This is a genomic window from Scytonema hankhaensis NUACC26 (genome assembly GCF_045865695.1).
Classification (GTDB): Bacteria; Cyanobacteriota; Cyanobacteriia; order Cyanobacteriales; family Nostocaceae; genus Scytonema.
Genome location: NZ_BAACAP010000195.1, coordinates 25,221 through 43,592, shown reverse-complemented (window position 1 = coordinate 43,592; position 18,372 = coordinate 25,221). Strand labels below are relative to the sequence as shown.

Annotated in this window: 13 protein-coding genes and 1 pseudogene; 7 read left to right on the top strand and 7 right to left on the bottom strand. The window is 39.6% G+C overall.

Annotation, left to right across the window (positions count from 1 at the left end):
• The first annotated feature begins 37 nt into the window (after positions 1 to 37).
• The 5 genes from ACKTT2_RS21210 to ACKTT2_RS21190 all read left to right on the top strand — a co-directional run bounded on the left by ACKTT2_RS21210 (position 38) and on the right by ACKTT2_RS21190 (position 6,880).
• Complete coding sequence (locus tag ACKTT2_RS21210; RefSeq protein WP_407890424.1) at positions 38 to 2,641, top strand: glycosyltransferase; 2,604 nt, start codon at positions 38 to 40, stop codon at positions 2,639 to 2,641.
• 60 nt (positions 2,642 to 2,701) lie between these two features.
• Entirely contained in the window at positions 2,702 to 3,970 is a 1,269-nt protein-coding gene (locus ACKTT2_RS21205) for a glycosyltransferase family 4 protein (protein ID WP_407890423.1), read from the top strand.
• 35 nt (positions 3,971 to 4,005) lie between these two features.
• On the top strand, positions 4,006 to 4,881 hold the full coding sequence (locus ACKTT2_RS21200) for a methyltransferase domain-containing protein (RefSeq protein ID WP_407890422.1): 876 nt from the start codon (positions 4,006 to 4,008) through the stop codon (positions 4,879 to 4,881).
• Between the two features lie 82 nt (positions 4,882 to 4,963).
• Entirely contained in the window at positions 4,964 to 5,956 is a 993-nt protein-coding gene (locus ACKTT2_RS21195; RefSeq protein ID WP_407890421.1) for an NAD-dependent epimerase/dehydratase family protein, read from the top strand.
• 6 nt (positions 5,957 to 5,962) lie between these two features.
• The gene (locus ACKTT2_RS21190) at positions 5,963 to 6,880 is read left to right on the top strand and encodes a glycosyltransferase family 2 protein (RefSeq protein WP_407890420.1); all 918 of its coding nucleotides are present in this window, start codon (positions 5,963 to 5,965) and stop codon (positions 6,878 to 6,880) included.
• 167 nt (positions 6,881 to 7,047) lie between these two features.
• On the opposite strand, the gene ACKTT2_RS21185 is transcribed toward ACKTT2_RS21190, so the two are convergent.
• The 4 genes from ACKTT2_RS21185 to der all read right to left on the bottom strand — a co-directional run bounded on the left by ACKTT2_RS21185 (position 7,048) and on the right by der (position 14,288).
• Positions 7,048 to 9,234 carry a hypothetical protein gene (locus ACKTT2_RS21185; protein ID WP_407890419.1) on the bottom strand — a complete coding sequence of 729 codons (2,187 nt, stop codon included), beginning with the start codon at positions 9,232 to 9,234 and terminating at the stop codon, positions 7,048 to 7,050.
• A gap of 540 nt (positions 9,235 to 9,774) precedes the next feature.
• On the bottom strand, positions 9,775 to 11,508 hold the full coding sequence (locus tag ACKTT2_RS21180) for a hypothetical protein (RefSeq protein WP_407890418.1): 1,734 nt from the start codon (positions 11,506 to 11,508) through the stop codon (positions 9,775 to 9,777).
• A gap of 404 nt (positions 11,509 to 11,912) precedes the next feature.
• Positions 11,913 to 12,836, bottom strand: coding sequence for an energy-coupling factor transporter transmembrane component T family protein (locus ACKTT2_RS21175; RefSeq protein WP_407890417.1), 924 nt, complete (start codon positions 12,834 to 12,836; stop codon positions 11,913 to 11,915).
• Between the two features lie 90 nt (positions 12,837 to 12,926).
• Positions 12,927 to 14,288 carry a ribosome biogenesis GTPase Der gene (gene der / locus ACKTT2_RS21170; protein WP_407890416.1) on the bottom strand — a complete coding sequence of 454 codons (1,362 nt, stop codon included), beginning with the start codon at positions 14,286 to 14,288 and terminating at the stop codon, positions 12,927 to 12,929.
• Between the two features lie 295 nt (positions 14,289 to 14,583).
• On the opposite strand from der, the gene ACKTT2_RS21165 reads away from it, so the two are divergent.
• Together ACKTT2_RS21165 and ACKTT2_RS21160 are read left to right on the top strand one after the other, a co-directional pair.
• Positions 14,584 to 14,952, top strand: a complete 369-nt coding sequence (locus ACKTT2_RS21165) for an EamA family transporter (protein WP_407890415.1) — start codon at positions 14,584 to 14,586, stop codon at positions 14,950 to 14,952.
• Positions 14,953 to 14,957: 5 nt separating this feature from the next.
• Positions 14,958 to 15,539: pseudogene (locus ACKTT2_RS21160) on the top strand (Uma2 family endonuclease).
• A gap of 201 nt (positions 15,540 to 15,740) precedes the next feature.
• On the opposite strand, the gene plsY reads toward ACKTT2_RS21160, so the two are convergent.
• The 3 genes from plsY to ACKTT2_RS21145 all read right to left on the bottom strand — a co-directional run bounded on the left by plsY (position 15,741) and on the right by ACKTT2_RS21145 (position 18,327).
• Positions 15,741 to 16,433, bottom strand: a complete 693-nt coding sequence (plsY, locus tag ACKTT2_RS21155; RefSeq protein WP_407890414.1) for a glycerol-3-phosphate 1-O-acyltransferase PlsY — start codon at positions 16,431 to 16,433, stop codon at positions 15,741 to 15,743.
• A gap of 56 nt (positions 16,434 to 16,489) precedes the next feature.
• Positions 16,490 to 17,794: a DUF3086 domain-containing protein gene (locus tag ACKTT2_RS21150; RefSeq protein WP_407890413.1), complete on the bottom strand. Its 1,305-nt coding sequence runs from the start codon at positions 17,792 to 17,794 to the stop codon at positions 16,490 to 16,492.
• 146 nt (positions 17,795 to 17,940) lie between these two features.
• Complete coding sequence (locus ACKTT2_RS21145) at positions 17,941 to 18,327, bottom strand: DUF3119 family protein (protein ID WP_407890412.1); 387 nt, start codon at positions 18,325 to 18,327, stop codon at positions 17,941 to 17,943.
• Positions 18,328 to 18,372 lie beyond the last annotated feature (45 nt).

Below are 18,372 nucleotides of genomic sequence, written 5' to 3'. Positions count from 1 at the left end.
AACTTTCAACTCGTCATGAATTTAAAAGAGGTTTCATATGTCTAACCTACCTACCGTTACTGTCATTGTACTTAACTATAATGGTTTAAGGCATTTACAAGATTGCTTTTCCTCATTGGTCAAGCTTGATTATCCAAAAGATCGCCTTGAATTGATGTTAGTAGATAATGCCTCTGTAGATGGTTCTGTAGGGTACGTTCAAGCTAGTTTTCCTCAAGTACGCATTGTTCGCAACGAAGAAAATTTGGGCTTTGCTTCAGGAAACAATTGCGGTGCGCGTGAGGCAACAGGTGAGTATATTATATTTTTGAACAATGATATGTATGTAGATCCCCAATTAGTTCGGGGATTGGTAGAAGCTGTCCAGAGCGAACCTGGAGTGGTCAGTGCGGGAGCAAAAATTCTCAATTGGGATGGAACTCGGTTTGATTTTGCAGGATCGCTTTGTAACTATGCTGGATATGCTGCACAGGTAGGTTTCAATCAACCTTACGACCTAGAGAAATTTAATGATATAAAGCCAATACTATTTGCTTGTGGTGGTGCGATGATAGTGAACAGCCAGGTATTTCTGGATGTAGGTGGTTTTGATGATGACTACTTTATCTATTATGAAGATGTCGATTTAGGTTGGCGATTGTGGGTATTAGGATACAAAGTCGTTTTTGCTCCAGATGCCATTACTTATCATCGTCACCACGGAACGATGAATAGTTTTGCAAATAGCAGGCAGATGGTGCTTTACAAACGGAACTCTCTTTACACGATAATAAAAAACTATAGCGATGAAAATTTAGGTCGAATTTTGCCTGCCATTTTACTCTTTTCAGCTAGCGGTGTGGTTGAACAAGCTATCGCTTCTGGACAGTTAGATAAAGATGCTTTCTATATTAAAAGTAGTAAAAGGTTGGACGATTCGCCCATCTTATTTGATAAGTTCAATGTAAGTGCGTTAGTGGCTATGCAAGATGTCTTGGAGCACCTACCACAAATTATGGAAAAACGACGTTTTGTCCAGCAGCGACGTCAGCGTTCAGATGAAGAAATCGCTCATCTGTTTCAACCGTTCTTATTAGATAACATTCCTGGAGTTAATCCGCAAACTTCTTATGCAGCTACAACCGCATTTGATATTCAAAAAATTTTTGCTAATGTCCCTCGGCGGGTTTTAATTATCAGTCCAGATCTTCTGCCATATCCAGGTTTACCTACAGTCGGCTCGGGGCTTCGTGCATGGGGTTTAGGACAAGGACTTAAGAGTAAAGGTCATGAGGTGATATTTTCCATGCCACGTGCTGCACTTAAGGCATTTGAGAATGTTGCTTCTCAGGAAGTCCTCGACCAAGCTTGGGAACATGAAAGAATAATCGATACCATTCGTAGGGTTCAACCAGATATTATACTGGTATGTGGTTGGGCAAATATGTCCTTCTTGCCTCAGAACTTCACTGATATACCTGTAATTCTAGATCAACACGGTCCTCACATTCTGGAGCGGCATTTTCAAGGACTTGGAGAGCAAAAAAGTAATGCCCAGGAAAAGATACGTGCCTTGCAAAAAGCTGATTTCTTTACTTGTGCTGGAGACAAACAATTAGTTTATTTCCAATCTTGGTTGGAGCAAGCTGGTTGGACAAAGAAAGAACGGCAAGAACGTTCAGCAGCAATACCTATTTCGCTCTCGCCCAATCTACCAGAGCGGAACTCCCAAAACGAATTAACTTTTGTATATGGTGGAGTTTTTCTACCTTGGCAAGACCCCTCCCTGAGTTTATTGATGTCGATCGATATCATGGAGCAGAGGAATGCAGGAAAATTATACCTATTTGGTGGCAAACATCCTTGGATATCGATAGATACTGGAATTTTTGATACTCTGCTAGCACAATTGCAGAAGAGTCGTCATGTAATTGCACCGGGTACGGTACCACATAGTGAATTGATTTCCAAATATACCTCCGCTCATGTGGCGATAGATTTAATGAAGCGCAACGCAGAACGAGAGCTAGCCTTCACAACTCGCACGGTGGAATATTTATGGTGTGGACTGCCAGTTATCTATAACAACTACGCTGAGATGTCTGACTATATCCGCGAATACAATGCTGGATGGCTCGTAGATCCAGAAGACAAGGAGGCGATCGCTGCTGTCATTAATGAAATCTTCGACCATCCCGAAATAGTAGAAGAGAAAAGCAAGAATGCACAACGCTTAGCTCGGGAGAAATTGAACTGGGAAAAGACTATTGATTCAATAGATGAATTCATCCGCCACCCAAGTATACGACGATATCACCCAGTATCAAATCCTCCAATTGTGCCAGTACAACCAGTACAAATAGAAGAAAAAAAACCAACTGCGTCAGTAGAAATAGAGAAATTACTGGCACAGCTTAGAGGGATGAATAGCAGTAAGTTTTGGCAGTTAAGGCAAGCATGGTGTAAGCTGAAGCGGGCAATCGGTATGGGAAGAAATAAGGTTGAATTGGTAGAGCAATTACAGCCTCTGGTTCTATCCAATCAAATAGAACCAGAGACACTATACAAACTTATTACAGCAATGGAGAGCAGTAAGTTTTGGAAATTACGAAAAGCATGGTTTCAACTGAAGCGGACAGTTGGGTTGGGAAGCAATGAGTAAGTGCGATCGCGAACATTATCATACTATTAGGATGTGTATTAGCAATAGGTGTAACTTCTAATGGCACGTGTGTTGGTAATTACCCCTGACATCTTACCCCTTGAAGGGCAGCCAACTACAGGTGCTGCTTTACGGGCATGGGGTTTGGGACAAGGTTTACGCAGTTGTGGACATAACGTAGAGTTTGCCATGTCGCGGGAGGTTGCCGAGGCATGTCAATACAAAGGAACAGAAGTTCATCTATTTGAGCCAGAGACATTAGATGAATTGGTTAGCAAGATGGATCCAGACATCTTGCTATTTCAACATTGGCCAATGTTAAATGCCTTAAAGGCACCACCAAGGGGTCACGTAGTGGTTGATTTTCACGGTCCACTATTGTTAGAAACTCATTTCCGCCAACCAGAATACGTTGAGCAAATAGTTGGTATAAAGTTAGCGTGTCTATCGCGTGCTGATTACTTCACATGTGCTGGAACTAAACAAATGTACTACTACCTTGCTTGGTTGTTGGTAGCAGGGCTAGACCTGCATGAGTTCCCCATTTCTGTCATTCCATTCTCCCTGTCTCCAGACCTGCCCGAGCGCTCTTGCTTGCCTGAAAACCCAGTCTTTGTCTACGGTGGAGTTTTTCTGCCTTGGCAAGATCCGACACTAGGGCTTTCAGTGTTGACTGATGAATTAGAAGCTGCTAATAGTGGAGAACTACGGTTTTTTGGAGGCAAGCATCCTTGGATGGATCTACCTTCTGACCGTTTTGAAAAGCTTAGCCAACAACTTAGGGGTTCAAGCCATGTACGCTTTTACCCTCCAACGCCAAGAGACCAACTTATCAATGAATATACAAAAGCTAGTGTTGCATGGGATGTCATGTCCCGGAATCCAGAACGCGAGATGGCTTTTACTTCGCGTACAGTTGAGTACTTATGGTGTGGATTACCCGTCGTTTACAACAATTATGCAGAGTTGGCGGAGTATATTGCAGAATATGACGCTGGTTGGATTGTAGATCCAACTAATGAAGCACAAATTCGCCAAGTTGTACGAGAAATTATGAATAATCCAGAACAGGTGCGCTGTAAAGGCAGGAACGCTCAACAGTTGGTTCGAGAGCGACTCACATGGAATGTAACAATCGCTCCGTTAGATGTATACTGTCAACAACCATTTCGAGCGGCTCGTTGGAGCGATCGCCCTATTTTACAACAACCAGAATCTACGGAATTCACCGTTCGGGTTATCAATCAAGTCAAAAAAATGCTACCTCGTACCATGCGTAACCGCGCAAAACGTCTGATTTCTCGTATAGTTGAATCCAGAAAAAAATAACACACGTGGAAATCGTCTAATAATGGGAGAAAATTATGATGTTAAAGAAGGAATTAAAAAAAATAAAACGCATACCAATAGTTGTGAGAGATCGATTAGGTCTCGCATCTCAAGCAGATTTGGTACACTTAAAGTCTCAGTTGCAAGACACTCAGGCAGAGTTGGCAAAATCCAAGTCTCAGTTGCAAAACACTCAGACAGAGTTGGCACAGTTAAAAGAACCTTCTCATTTTTGTGTGTTACGTAAAAGGATAGCTGAGCAATATCTTAAGGGAAATGGGATTGAAATTGGTCCACTTCATCAGCCACTTGAGATTCCTTCTCACGCTACAGTTCGCTATATAGATCGAATGCCTGTAGATGAGTTGAAAAAATTATATCCAGAACTCTCAGATTATGAATTTGTAGAACCAGACATCCTTGATGATGGTGAATCTTTGTTATCTATACCTGACAGTTCAGTCGATTTTGTGATTGCTAATCACATGATTGAACACTGTGAAAATCCAATTGGCACAATTGAGCATCACCTGAGAGTTCTTAAACAGGATGGTATCCTGTATATAGCTGTACCTGACAAAAGATGTATCTTCGATCGAGACCGTCCTATAACTCCTCTAGAACACGTGCTTCGGGATTATAGAGAAGGACCAGCGTGGTCAATGTACTCTCATTTTGAGGAATTTGCTCGGTTGGTAAACAAAGTTTCTGAAGAGGAAGTTGCAACTCATGTTCAACATTTAATTAATGTTAAATATAGTATCCATTATCATGTTTGGACTGATAAGGATTTTTTGCAAGTTATTTTATATTGTAAAGAAAATCTTGGTTTTTCTTTTGAGCTTGAACTATTTCAGAAAAATGGTTTTGAGTTTATTGTAATTTTGAGGAAAACGAATGTTGTTAATTAGATGACGGAGGAACAGTCTTGTAAATAGAAAATGTAAAGAATGTATATTAGAGCATTAGAGTGGAGATAAGAGGGCAAGAAAAATGAGAGCATTAGTAACAGGCGCAGCAGGATTCATTGGTTCACACGTTGTCGATCGCTGCCTTTCTCTGGGCATGGAAGTTGTAGCAACAGATGACTTATCAGGTGGATTTATAGAGAATGTTTCTAATAGCAGTAAATGGATTGAAGGTGACTTAAAAGATCCAAGTTTTGTAACCTCACTTTGGGAGTACGGTCCCTTTGATTACGTTTATCATATAGCAGCCTATGCAGCTGAAGGGCTTTCTCATTTCATCCGGCGTTATAACTATGAAACCAATTTAATAGCTTCTGTCAATTTAATTAATGAGTCAGTCAAAAATGATGTTAAGTGTTTTGTGTTTACATCTTCAATAGCTGTTTACGGTGCTAACCAACTTCCTATGACTGAGGAATTGGTTCCACAACCCGAAGATCCTTACGGCATTTCTAAGTATGCTGTAGAACTAGATTTGAAAGCAGCTCATGAAATGTTTGGTCTAAATTATATAATCTTCCGTCCTCACAATGTTTATGGTGAACGGCAAAACATTGCTGATAAATATCGTAATGTTATTGGAATCTTTATGAATCAGGTTTTGCAAGACCAACCGATGTCTGTCTTTGGTGACGGTATGCAAACACGCGCTTTCTCTCATGTGGACGATGTAGCACCTTTGATTACTCGTAGTCCCCTTGTACCTGAAGCAATTAATCAGGTGTTTAACGTTGGTGCTGACACGCCCTATACAATACTTCAGTTAGCAGAAGAAATTGCCGAGGCGTTTGACAAACCCCTTCAGATTAAGCATTTAGATGCACGCAATGAAGTCGTACATGCTTATTCCGATCACACTAAAGTTCGTAATGTCTTTAATCCTCCCGCACCTATCGATCTGAAAACAGGTATTCAGCGAATGGCAGAATGGGTAAAGTCTAATGGTCCAGCAGTTCCAGTAGAATTTAAGGATATTGAAGTTTCTAAAAAATTACCACCTAGCTGGGCTAAAAAATAGGTCATTTTGAATAAGAACAGAGTAGCAGCTTACATTACTGCCTACCAAGATTATTCAGCTGTTAATCAGTGTATTCAGGCAATTCGTCAACAAACTTACAAGGTTAGTGCTATCTTTGTTTTAGACAATTCGCCTGTTTCACTACTAAAAAATACTGACAGTTCAATAGTAGTAAGTTATCACTCAGATAATATTGGTATTGGCGAGGGTTTGAGGATAGCAATGGAGTGGGCTAATAGTCAAGGGTACGACTTTTTGTGGACATTCGATCAAGATAGCATACCCACTCCTAACTGTCTTGATATTCTCTTGAAAACATATGAGGAACTAGTTAGCGATATTTATAAAATTGGAATTATCGCTCCTACTCCTGTAGACAAAAGAACCAATGAAGTTGTAGAGGGTGTTGTATATAATTGCGATCGCTTTGCTGCTTGTAAGCATAATAGCAAAGTTCGCTTTTATGAGTGTGATGCACCTATCACCTCTGGTTCTCTAATTTCTTTAAATGTTACAAAAACCATTTCGCCTCCTAGAGGTGACTTATTCATTGATGGTATTGACCTTGATTATGGATTGCGTTTTAGACAAAAAGGTTTTAAGAATTTAATTGTCCCTAGCGCAATTATGTACCACAACTTCGGTCAGCCCTTAAGAGTTAAATTTCTTAATAAAGAGATTTTTGTACAACAATACTCTGCTCTTCGCCACTACTATATTTGCCGAAATCATACATATCTCTCCAGACACTACGCGCAAGGATGGTACAAATTAACAAGCTGTCTGCGACGCTTAAAATTTCTAATCCGTACTCTAGCGTTTATCTTGATATATGATTCTGAACAGAGGTCAGTAAAAATCTGGGCTTGCTTATTAGGAACTTTTCATGGTTTCAAAGGTAAGCTTGGTAAAACTTTTCATTGATGTAGCAAATATTTTTTACCCCACCCTAGGGCGTGTTTTCAAACTACTCGTCTAGCCTCCTAATTTTCCAGATCCCCCTAAATCCCCTTTAAAAAGGGGGACTTTTTGAGCATCTTAGCCCTTAAAAAAAGCAGCTGAGACTAGCAGCTGCTCATAATCCGCACCGATTAACCAACTCCTAATCGATTTTCAGCTCTGCCAAACAGAATGAAATGTTCAAACCCATTATTGAATTCCCCTCGAACAATTGCGCTACCTACATCAGAGTACCTAGTCAAATAGAAGTTTTCATCGTAAGAAGTACTTGGGCGACGACCCTCTTTGAATCCAAATAGAGTGTAGTGATCCAATCCGCCTGTCAATGTGTCTTGAGCAACAGCATTAGCCACATCTGGGTATTGCGTCAAATAATACTGTTCGTCAAAGACTTGTGGTAGGAACGCTCGTCCTTCATATTTTCCATTTCGCACGGCATGCTCTGTTCCACTTCTTAAGAAGTTACCTTGTGTGACTAATGTCGCTACATCTGAGTTTGAGGACAGATATTGGCTGTTGTTAAAAGTCCCGATCGGATTTCGCCCTTCATATATTCCAAAGCGAATGTAATGATCGAACCCACTTTGAAATGTACTTTGAGTGACAGCACTATTCACATCTGGGTTATTAGCTAAGTAGTAAGCTTCATTAAACTCACGACTGGGATTTCGTCTTTCTTTTTGTCCAAACAACAAGTAGTGTTCAAACCCACTATCGAATTGTCCTGCTTTGACTGCTGCAAACACATCTTGATTTTGAGCTAAGTAGTAACCTTCGTCAAAGGATAGCATTCTCAAATCTCGATGCTCGTAGAACTTAAACCCAAAATTGACGAAATGCTCAAAACCACTGCGAAATTGCCGATTAGCTACAGCTGCTGCAACATCTGGATTCTCACGTAAGTACAAGTTGTTACTAAATATGATACTGGGGTCGCGACCTTCAAACTGTCCAAACTGCTGGAAGTGTTGCAAACCACTACTGAATTGACCGTTAGCAACGGCTGTCGCTACATCAGGATTATTATTTAAATAGTACTGGTTATCATATAACAAGTTAACTAGGTTATTGCCACGATTGACCAAAACGCGGAGCTGGTTTTCAAAATTGAAAGACTCTTGTAATGTGGGGTCGTCATTATCAAGAATTGTGACGGTAAAGTTATTGTTCTGAGGGCTGAGTTGAGCGTTAGTTGGTGTCCCTAATGCGATCGCAACCGTTTTATTAGGTGCAAGTCCCGTATTATCTACAGGTGTCAGGGTAACGCTAGCCGTTTGCTGATTGGGTGCAAAAGTAATAGAAGTAGGAATATTGTAATCAACACCGTTAGTTGCTGTACCTGCTAAAGTCAGAGGTACAGTCACTGCACTTGAAGTTGGGCGATCGAGTTGAGCGGTTATAGTTAAGTTCCCATTTTCAGGCACAGTATTCACATTGGTATTTGCAATATTTACCAAAGGAATGTATGAACCCGTGAGTGTATTGGTTTTAAAGTTGTTAATTTCGTGAATATTGGTTAAGCCTCCCGTTCCAGATGAAAACCCAAATTTAAAGGTTTGCGGTAAAGGAGCATTGTTTGCTGATGAAGCAGTGACATCAAAATTAGTAATCAGTTTTTCATTTGCATCAAAAACATTATTATTGTTCAGATCTACCTGAACCGACACTAACCCTTCTGGAGTCAGGTCAATCTGAACGTTGCGTTTGGAATTACTGCGAGTTGCGCCATTACTAGTGTTATCAATACTAGTTCCTTCTGGTACTGTAGCTCCTGTCAAATATTTGTAATTTGTTGCTTGACTACCTCTAATAGCAACAGAATCTGGAGAGAAACCCGAACCTCCCGAACCATATCCTGGAACAGAGAAGTTCCCAAACTCATCAAAGGCAATACCAATATAACCTCCAACTAAGCCATCTCCAGTCGAGTTATTACTAGAAGAATAACCCAGCGAACCTCCAGATGCGCCCGCCGTCGTTGGGTTTGCACTTCCATCGATCAAAAAGAAACTAATTCCATCTGCACCTGTTCCCCCATAGGAGTAGAGGTCAAAGTTAATGGAAAGACCGCTAGCTCTGTTGATGGGCTGGTTGTAAATGACAAAAGTACTCTGTGACTCCTGATTATTTGTCAGTCTGAAAGCACCACTACCTTCCGGGTCAATTGCTGTTGTTCCTCCAGGCAAACCTCCAACGGGTGCGGGTCCGCTACGAGCAGTCAGGAAGGGGTCAAGAGAGTTTCCAGTGTGACCAAATATCCAAGTCTTTTGAGTAACATCACTACCTATAAAGCTTTCCGTTAAAATATTGTCTGTCATAATTCCAGCTCCAACAGTTTTGCTAATGAACAACAATCCCTCGATTAACTGTATTGTTGACCGAAACCTTTGACTTACAAACTATAGAAATTTATACAAACGGTGTCGATCTGGCATCTTGACCTGTTAGAAAAGGTTAGATCCTTGTAAAGCGATTCTCTGTAGCTCTTTTGCTTCAAATCTAGTGGCTTCGGTCTCATCCAAAGCGATCGCGCCATCTCACAAGTAACTTATTGTACTTTAGTTGACTTGTGTTACGGATTACTGTATCCACAACAAAAAATAGTGCTGTACTAATTTAGACGCACAACCCTGAATAAGATTTATTATCCTTATGAAAATACCACTGCTGCAAACAGCAATACAACCTTCTTGATATAAGAATAAATTATACATCTGTTCCTATTGCCAATCGCACTCCCCAAAATAGGATAAGAAACGGGATTGGCTGGCGATCTCGTCTTTCCAATCGTAATAAAGTTGAATCGTCCCCAATGCACCTAGGACTGCTAAAACCTCTGCTGATACTATTTGGATTAATTAATGTAAGTTTTTTAAAGGATAAAAAAGATTTTTTCTTGCATCAAAAGCATATGCTTGAAGATGAGATTTATGAAAGTTATTAATTTTACGTTTTAAATCCACATCACCCGACCAACCTGAATTTGTATATTTCAAACCATATATCTTGGAAACATCTGGTCTTGCTTGTCCTATAGATAGGATATCAAGCACTATCAAACTATTAGATTCATTAGGGTAAGCTAATATTACAGCATCTGCTACTCTCATTGGTAGTTTAGCCCATCCAGTAATTTTTAAAAAACCGTTTTGGTCTTTTTGTATGTAATCTATATAACCCCATTCACCGCGCTCATCCCTTGCTATATTTATATTCTTAACAATTCCAGGACGTAAAATATTTAATTCACTTAAATTTTTAAATCTTGCAATTACTAAATCTAAACTCCAAGAATATGGAGGTTCATCAAATGGAAATAACAACTTAATACAATTATTATTTTGATAAAAATTAACCAACTGAATACAACTTTTGGAATAGTTATATTGATAATACCATCCTTGTAATTCGTTTAAAATTTTAATTGGATAATTTTTACTAATATAAAACGCACTTATAATTCCTAAAATATAAAAAACTAAATTTTTAAAATTTTGATTGTTTTTATTATTATATTCAGGCAAACATAAGAAAATTACTATTATGGATAATGGTAGATAGACTAAGTGAATAATATAATCAGGTCTTAATGCGTGGTTAATTACATGATTTGACATTGGTGCTCTAGTAATAGTGTTTACTATTCCTAATGCAATTGTATAAAATCCTATAGCAAACCATACTATCATTTCTTCTTTAAGAAATTTTAAATTTAAGATTAGTAATGAAACGAAAGTCAACAATAAAAATAATCCTATAAATACATTTAATTCATAATCTCCTCCCAAAATATTACCCAAAAAGGCTAAAAAATAAGTTATTGTATCTTGCCAGGGATGTTTAGCTATTTCACTCAGTTTTGTATGATGTGATGGATGAACATAATCTCTAAAATAGAGGATATTTGAGATGACAAATAATAATATAAATAAGCATATATTCTTGACTTTTTGATTGAAATTCTGCTGATTATTGAAAATAATAAAAAATGGTGAAATAAACCATGTAATAATTCCTCCAGAAAAAGAATATTGTGATATTATACAAAATAAGGAATATAGCCATACTTTAAGAGATTGATTAATTTTTAATCTAAAAATTAATGCATTTGCGATTAAACAAGCATCAGGAATAAGTCTATGTATAGTGATACCTCGTAACCATCTACTAAAAGAGGACGGAGAAAATAGTAAAATATCATAAAATATTAGAATAAATATATTTTTAGAAAAACTCTTATTTGTGAATAACAACAATAAATATATGAGAATTGACATGAGAAAAGCAAAATGTAATCCCACAATCATTTCTAATTTCACATTCCATTCTTGTAAAACCCATGCAAGCTCAGTAAATAGTATGTTTGGAATTAACTTCCTACTTTCATTATATTGTTTATAAAGAGTTGCAAAAGATAATTGATTGTTAAAAAAGCTTTCTATTTGTTCGCCGGGTACTATCCACTGATCTAGTATTGGAATATTTACACCATATAAATATATAATTAATATCCATATTCCATATATTGTTAGTGGTAATAAAAATACTAAGTTACGTTTTTGTAAAACTAAGCTTTTTATAGAATCGCTCATCTAACTTTTCTCTCTACTTGTAATCAACTCTACACATCCTGAGTTGTGGCGCTAAGAGGATCTTTGAAAAGTCACGATTGATGTATCAAATATTTTTTACCCCACCCTAACCCTCCCCTTAGAAAGGGGAGGGAACTGGATTTCTCTTATTTCCCACCAATACATCGGGGGGACTAAGGGGGGTAATAATGTGATGAAAATGACAGCCAACTACTTTGCAAACATCCTCTAAAGCACAACTATAAATCTTTTTTAATCTGTAGTCTGGTTTTAGAGAAAGACTATGATTTCTGCACCCCAATTCAGAGTTATATTAAGGTAGATATACAACTCCAAATAAGATTTATTATCTTGATTATAAGCTTGATTGTGTAAACAGTAATACAAAAATTACTAAGAATAGTTTATACTTCCGTACCAATAGCAAGACGCACTCCCCAAAATAGGATAAGAAACACGATCGCCAGCCAATCGCGTCTTCCCAATCGTAAGTTATGCCACTGTACCCGATGTTCGCTAGGACTAGTAAAACCTCGTACCATCATCGCATTCGCCATTTGTTCTGCTCGGAGAAGCAAATTTTCCAAAAGTCTTTCTGCAACCAGCATCCACACTTTCACTGCTCCTTTTAACCCCAACTTCTTCCAGTTAATCGCCCTTGTCATAACAGAACGAATCAAATTCTGAATCTCTTCCAAAACAAGGGGAATAAACCGCAAAGACAAAGTTAATGTCAAAGTGAGTTCAGTAACGGGTATTTTAAACCTTTCCAGTGGTTGCATCAAATTTTCTATAGCTGCTGTAATTTCCTCTGGTGCAGTTGTTAATAAGTATAAATTTGTACTATAAATTAATGTAAACACCATTGTACTAACACGTATAGCCAAATCTACAGAATGGCGAGTGACTCTCACAGGTCCCCTATCAAATAAGACATAGTTATATTCTTGTTTTGTACTTCCCGGTAGAGGTGTTATTGAGGGAGAAGGAGTGGCTTCTTTCGCCACTGTTTGTTGTTGAGACGGCAAACGTGGATGGTAATTTATGCTGTAACCATCAGGGCTAATAGATAAAATAACAAGAACAAAAAAGCACAGAGTTAACAGCCAACCCATTTGCTGTCCCCAGACCCGCCTGGGAATGCGAGCAATTAGAGTTGCCAGAATCAAGATAACCACCAACAGAACGCGCCAAAAATTGTTGGCATATAAATAAGTTGTGAGAAAACTCATCAACCAAAAAAACTTAACACGCGGGTCTAGTTTGTGCAGCCAAGTTTGTGGTTGTTCTAAATAAAGACCAATAGGAAGCGATCGCAGTAAATCCATTTTTTAGTCATTTGTCATTTGTCATTTGTCATTTGTCATTTGTCATTTGTCACGTACAAAGGACAAAGAACAAATGACAAATGACAATTGTTACACTCGTGTCGCTCGATTTGCATTAGTACTTTCGACATCACGACTTTTCTTACTTCGCCAGAATATACGAATGGGAGTGCCTTGAAAACCCAAATTCTGACGAAATTGTCGCTCAATGTAACGGCGGTAGTTGTCATTAAAGCGTTTAGCTTCGTTAACAAATAATGCTATTGTAGGCGGCTGAGTACTGACTTGAGTTCCGTAATAAATTCTACCCTGACGACCAGCACGAGAAACAGGTGGAGTGTGTCTGCCAACAGCTTCTTCCAAAACTTCGTTAACAACTGCTGTACTCACGCGACGTTTGTGCGATTCAGATGCCCTGTCCACCAATTCTAGAATCTTCTCAACCCTTTGCCCAGTCAAAGCACTGACAAAAATAATTTCTGCCCATTCAGTAAAGTGCAGTCGTTCTTCCAAATGTTTCTGGTAATCGTAGATTGTGTAAGAGTCTTTTTCTACAGCATCCCATTTATTAACAACCAGTACACAAGCTCGACCATCTTCAATAATGCGTCCAGCCAACTTTTGGTCTTGTTCGGTCACTCCATCTAGAGCATCTATGACCAATAAAACCACATCAGCGCGACGAATCGCTTTGAAAGCACGGTTAATACTAAAAAATTCTGGACCGTATTCCACATTTTTCTTTTTGCGAATCCCGGCTGTGTCGATTAAGCGATAAGTTTTGCCATTGCGCTCAACAACCGTGTCAATAGCATCGCGGGTTGTACCTGAAATTGGGCTAACGATCGCTCTTTCTTCTCCCACAAAGGCATTCAACAAACTAGATTTGCCGACATTTGGTCTTCCCACAATTGCCACTTTAATTTCTTCAAGGGCGGGAATGTCCTTAATGTCGGGGAGATAGGTTACGAGTACATCAAGTAAATCCCCCGTTCCGCTTCCATGAATGGCAGAAACAGCAAAAGGTTCTCCCAATCCCAATTCCCAAAATTCAGCAGCTTGAATTAAGCCAGTTTCTGGAGATTCACATTTGTTTACAGCTAGGATGACAGGAACTGTTTGTTGGCGCAACCACTCAGCAATTTCTTCATCGGCGGGAGTCGGTCCCGTCTGACCATCCACTACAAAGATAGCAACGCTTGCTTCTTGCAAAGCTGCCATTGCCTGTTGGCGAATCAACGGTAAAAATTCCGTGTCGTCATTAAATACCAAACCACCCGTGTCTACAACTAAAAAGTCGCGGCCGTTCCAGTAAGCTTCTCTGTAAGTGCGATCGCGAGTTACACCCGGTTCATCATGAACAATAGCAGATTGTTCTCCTGCCAAACGATTGACGAAGGTAGATTTGCCCACATTAGGGCGACCAATAATAGCTACGATAGGAAGACGCATAATAATATAAGGATGCACGATGCTCCAAATCTTTATTGTAGCTAGCTTAGACTAAATTTTACGTAAATAGTTGTATTGCCTCTGATGGGATATATAGGAATCATAAATGATTTGTGAAAAATTTTAAGTATTGTAGGTAGGGCTACGCCGCACGTTTGCTGTTGGTGGGCATTGCCCACCCTACTACGTATATTTCACAAATCAAATACGATTGCTATAACATGAGAAAATTATATAAATTTTAGTTATCATCGCTTGGACTAGCGGCTCTTAATGAATAAATTGATGAAACTGTATGAATTGGCAAGAATTTTGTTTACTATTAACGTCTGTCTTAGTTAGTGTCGCAGGGCAGTTTTTTTTAAAGTTAGGTGCAGCTAAGTTGGGAAAAGTGAATTCAGCCAACACGGTGAGTCATATTCTCAGCATAGCTACAACACCTGAATTACTAGCAGGGCTAGGCTGTTATGGTTTAGGTGCTCTAGCCTACATACTGCTTTTGACTAGAGTCAATTTGAGCATTGCAGGTCCGTCTGCATCTTTAGTTTATGTTTTCTCAGTTTTGTTAGGTTACTTCATATTCAAAGAATCAATTCCTCTTGTACGTTTAGTAGGCTTGGGTTTAATTGTTAGTGGAGTGATATTAGTCGTTTGGCAAAAATAACAGCAATGAGGAGTGCGATCGCAATGACCGCCGCAATCAAAAAATTGACTTTTGAAGAGTACCTGCAATATAACGATGGCACAGATACTCAATACGAACTGGTTGATGGAGAATTAATTCCCATGAGTCTTGGAACTGGCAAACATGGTGGAATCTCTAAGTTTTTAGAACGAAAGTTCGATGATGAAAGTGCCAAAATGGGAAGGAATTGGATTGCACAAAAGTTTTCCGTCGGAATTCGCTCCCCTCGCGGGGGGCGCTGGGACACTTCACGAGTTCCAGACGTAGTAGTTTTACCTGTAGAACAGTGGGATGCGCTGTCTAATCGGGAAGCAGTTATCGAACTTAACGGACCACCGCCCATTCTTGTAGTCGAGGTAGTCAGTGAATCTACTCGAATTACCGATTATTGAAGTAAGCGTTCGGAATATGCTGTTCTTGGAATTCCCGAATACTGGATTGTCGATCCCATTCAAGAAGTAATAACAATATGCATCCTAGTAGAAGGCTTTTACGATGCTATGACTTACGTGGGAGAAGAACGCATTATTTCTCCTACTTTTCCAGAGTTAGAGTTTTGGTCATAGTGTCAAAATCTGGTTTCATATCAAGAAGATCCATCGCGATCCCCCCTAGCCCCCCTTAAAAAGGGGGGAAAATACTCTTAAAAGTCCCCAAAGAAAATTTGAAACTCTGTTTTTACGTTAGTCCGCGTAGGCGGACTTTGTTTGTATAGCAGCGAATTCTATTCGCCTCAATTATTCTCCCTCCAAAGTGATAGAAGAGCGTTAACTAGCCGAGTTCGCGGTTGGTTCTACTTCAACCTGTGCCTTTTGCCCAATTTTTGGTTCAGTACCTGCTAGCAAACGTTGAATATTGCTGCTGTGGCGCAAAATAACATACAAACCACCAATAACACCAAATAAAACGTAGGGGAGTGGTTGATGTAGAATTACCATCAAAATAGGCACAGCGATCGCACCTGCAATAGAACTTAAAGAAACAATCCGAGATATTGCCACAACAACAGCAAACACACCAACTGTTGCCAAACCAACCATCCAATTCATAGAAAGCAAAAGCCCTAAACTAGTAGCAACTGATTTACCGCCACTAAAACCCAAAAATATAGATTTGCTATGTCCCAAAACAGCAAATAAACCAGCCAAAGTCACCATCCAAGGTTGCCATAATTGAATATCCACTGTTGAAGGAACCAAGCTTTGACTAGAAGCAAAGTCAAAAAACCAGTAAACCAGGAAGATTGCCAAGACACCCTTCAAACAATCCACAAGTAAAACAAAAGCGCCCGGTCCTGTCCCCAAAGTTCTCAGTACATTGGTTGCACCAGTCGATCCAGAACCAACTTCCCGAATATCAATCCCCTTAAGAAGCTTAGCCACTGTATATCCGGTAGGTATCGAACCCAGTAGATAAGCCAAAATCAAAACCGCCCCACACAAACTAAACCAAGTCATCATAATTTGTCATTTGTCATTAAATCACTGGTCACTGGTCACTGGTTACTGGTCACTGATTAAAAATCATCATCATAAGTTCTCATCATTTTAGGGTCGGGAGCAAAAGCTAGCCATAGGGGAAATTGCAGCAATGCTAAACTAATTTGCTCTTCCGAATCATCAATGATAATCAAGGGCAATAAATTGGCTTTTTCCAGTCTCTCTGCTTTTTGTGCTAAAGCCTCTGGTGTTTCAAACAATACCACGCCCCTATCCGGTCCAAAGTCAGGACGACCTATTCCCAAGCAATCTTGTAAACCCCGTCGCCATTCTCCTAGACGTTCTGGTGTATTTGCTAATACTAAAGTCCTAACGCGATCGCCATACAGCTTATTTAATATTGAAATAACTGCTGAGGCAATCAAAATATTCTGTAACCGACTGCCCATTGTGCGTAAAGCACCTCGACCCCCTTGGTTAAAGAACCAATTAGAGACTCGTTCTGCATGAATTGGTTCAAAGGTGCGACGCAATTGCCAAGCCGGACCGTAGTAATCTGGTTTTGTTCTGTACTGGTCAATCAAACGACGAATTTGCTTAATCGTGTCCTGAAATTGCTGTTGGGCAAATTGAGGTGTTATGGATTGTGATTCCTTCGGCTTGACTTCCGATCTTATCTCTCTTACCTCAAGCACTTCCGGTTCTGGTTTTGATTGTGGCACCAGTTGCATTTGTTCTGCTGCTGCGACTAAGTCCTGCAAGCTTCCTGTCAGGTAATCTTTAAAACCTTGTACCCGAATTGCTAAATCTTGGGAAGAACCCGCGAAAGTCGTCCGCATTTCATTACGAATGCGTTCTTGACGCCGTTCTAGTTGTTCTACAGAAATTTGCAATGCCTGTTTGCGTTGTTCTAACTGAGACAAAGCGTCTTGTACCAATTGTGACATCGCCATTTGAGTTTCCCCAAATTGCAATTGGAGGGTTTTGTGGGATGCTTGTAAACTAGAGATTTCTCTTCTGAGTGCTTGTTCTTGGCGTTGCAACTCTTGGAGTCGTTGTGCTGCTTCTGCTTCTCGATCGCTCTTGTCTGATTCTGATTTTACATCTGACTCCAGGGCGGTAATTTCTTGTTCTAACTGCGTCATTGCCTCATTCGTTGACTTTTCTGTCGCATCTGTCGCATCTGTTGGTTCTACGTCCGATACAGGCAAAACAGAAGCAGGTCGATCTTGTTCTGTGTCAACTTGAGTATTTTGCGCTGATATTTCTACCACCGACTCCACAGATGATTTTTCTGGTTGTTCAGATTTTATTTCTTGCTGTTGGCTTGTCATCAATGGCTCATCAGTTGGTTGTGGTGTTTGAAATTCCTCTGGGTTCATAGCAATAATTTAATTTTTAGGACGCGAGGCAATCGCTTTTTTGCAATATACATCCCTGGGTACTATGTACCAAGTTAAATATAACTCATAGTGACATCTTTTACTCTAACCTTCGTGCATGATGTGAGACGGCATAGCTGTTGAAGCTAACTACGCGGACAGCGTTCTTCTAAGCAAACTTTTAGGGTTTTGGGGTCAAATATAATTGGCAAAAAGTGAATGCTGTTTATTTCTTTAAAATAAAACAGTATAGGAACCCGATTCCAAAATATGCGCCAGTTCAGCCATTCTCGATAGGGAAAGCTACGAATTAATTTGTCGCCTCTGTAAATATCCAAGTCGGTAGCGGTAAACCTCAAGCGTATTGTTACCGCCTGAAACATGAGAAATAAGCCAAGCAGTGTCACAAATAAACCCACCCACAGCTGCACGAAAAGCAGTGGAATTGCTACCAGAACTAACACTACAGGTATATTGTAACTGGGTTTGAGTTCTACGGTTGATACTGGGTTGGAAGTATAAGAAGTAGCCATACTTAAAACTCCTACTTGGCTTGTAGATTTTACCCGTATTTTAGA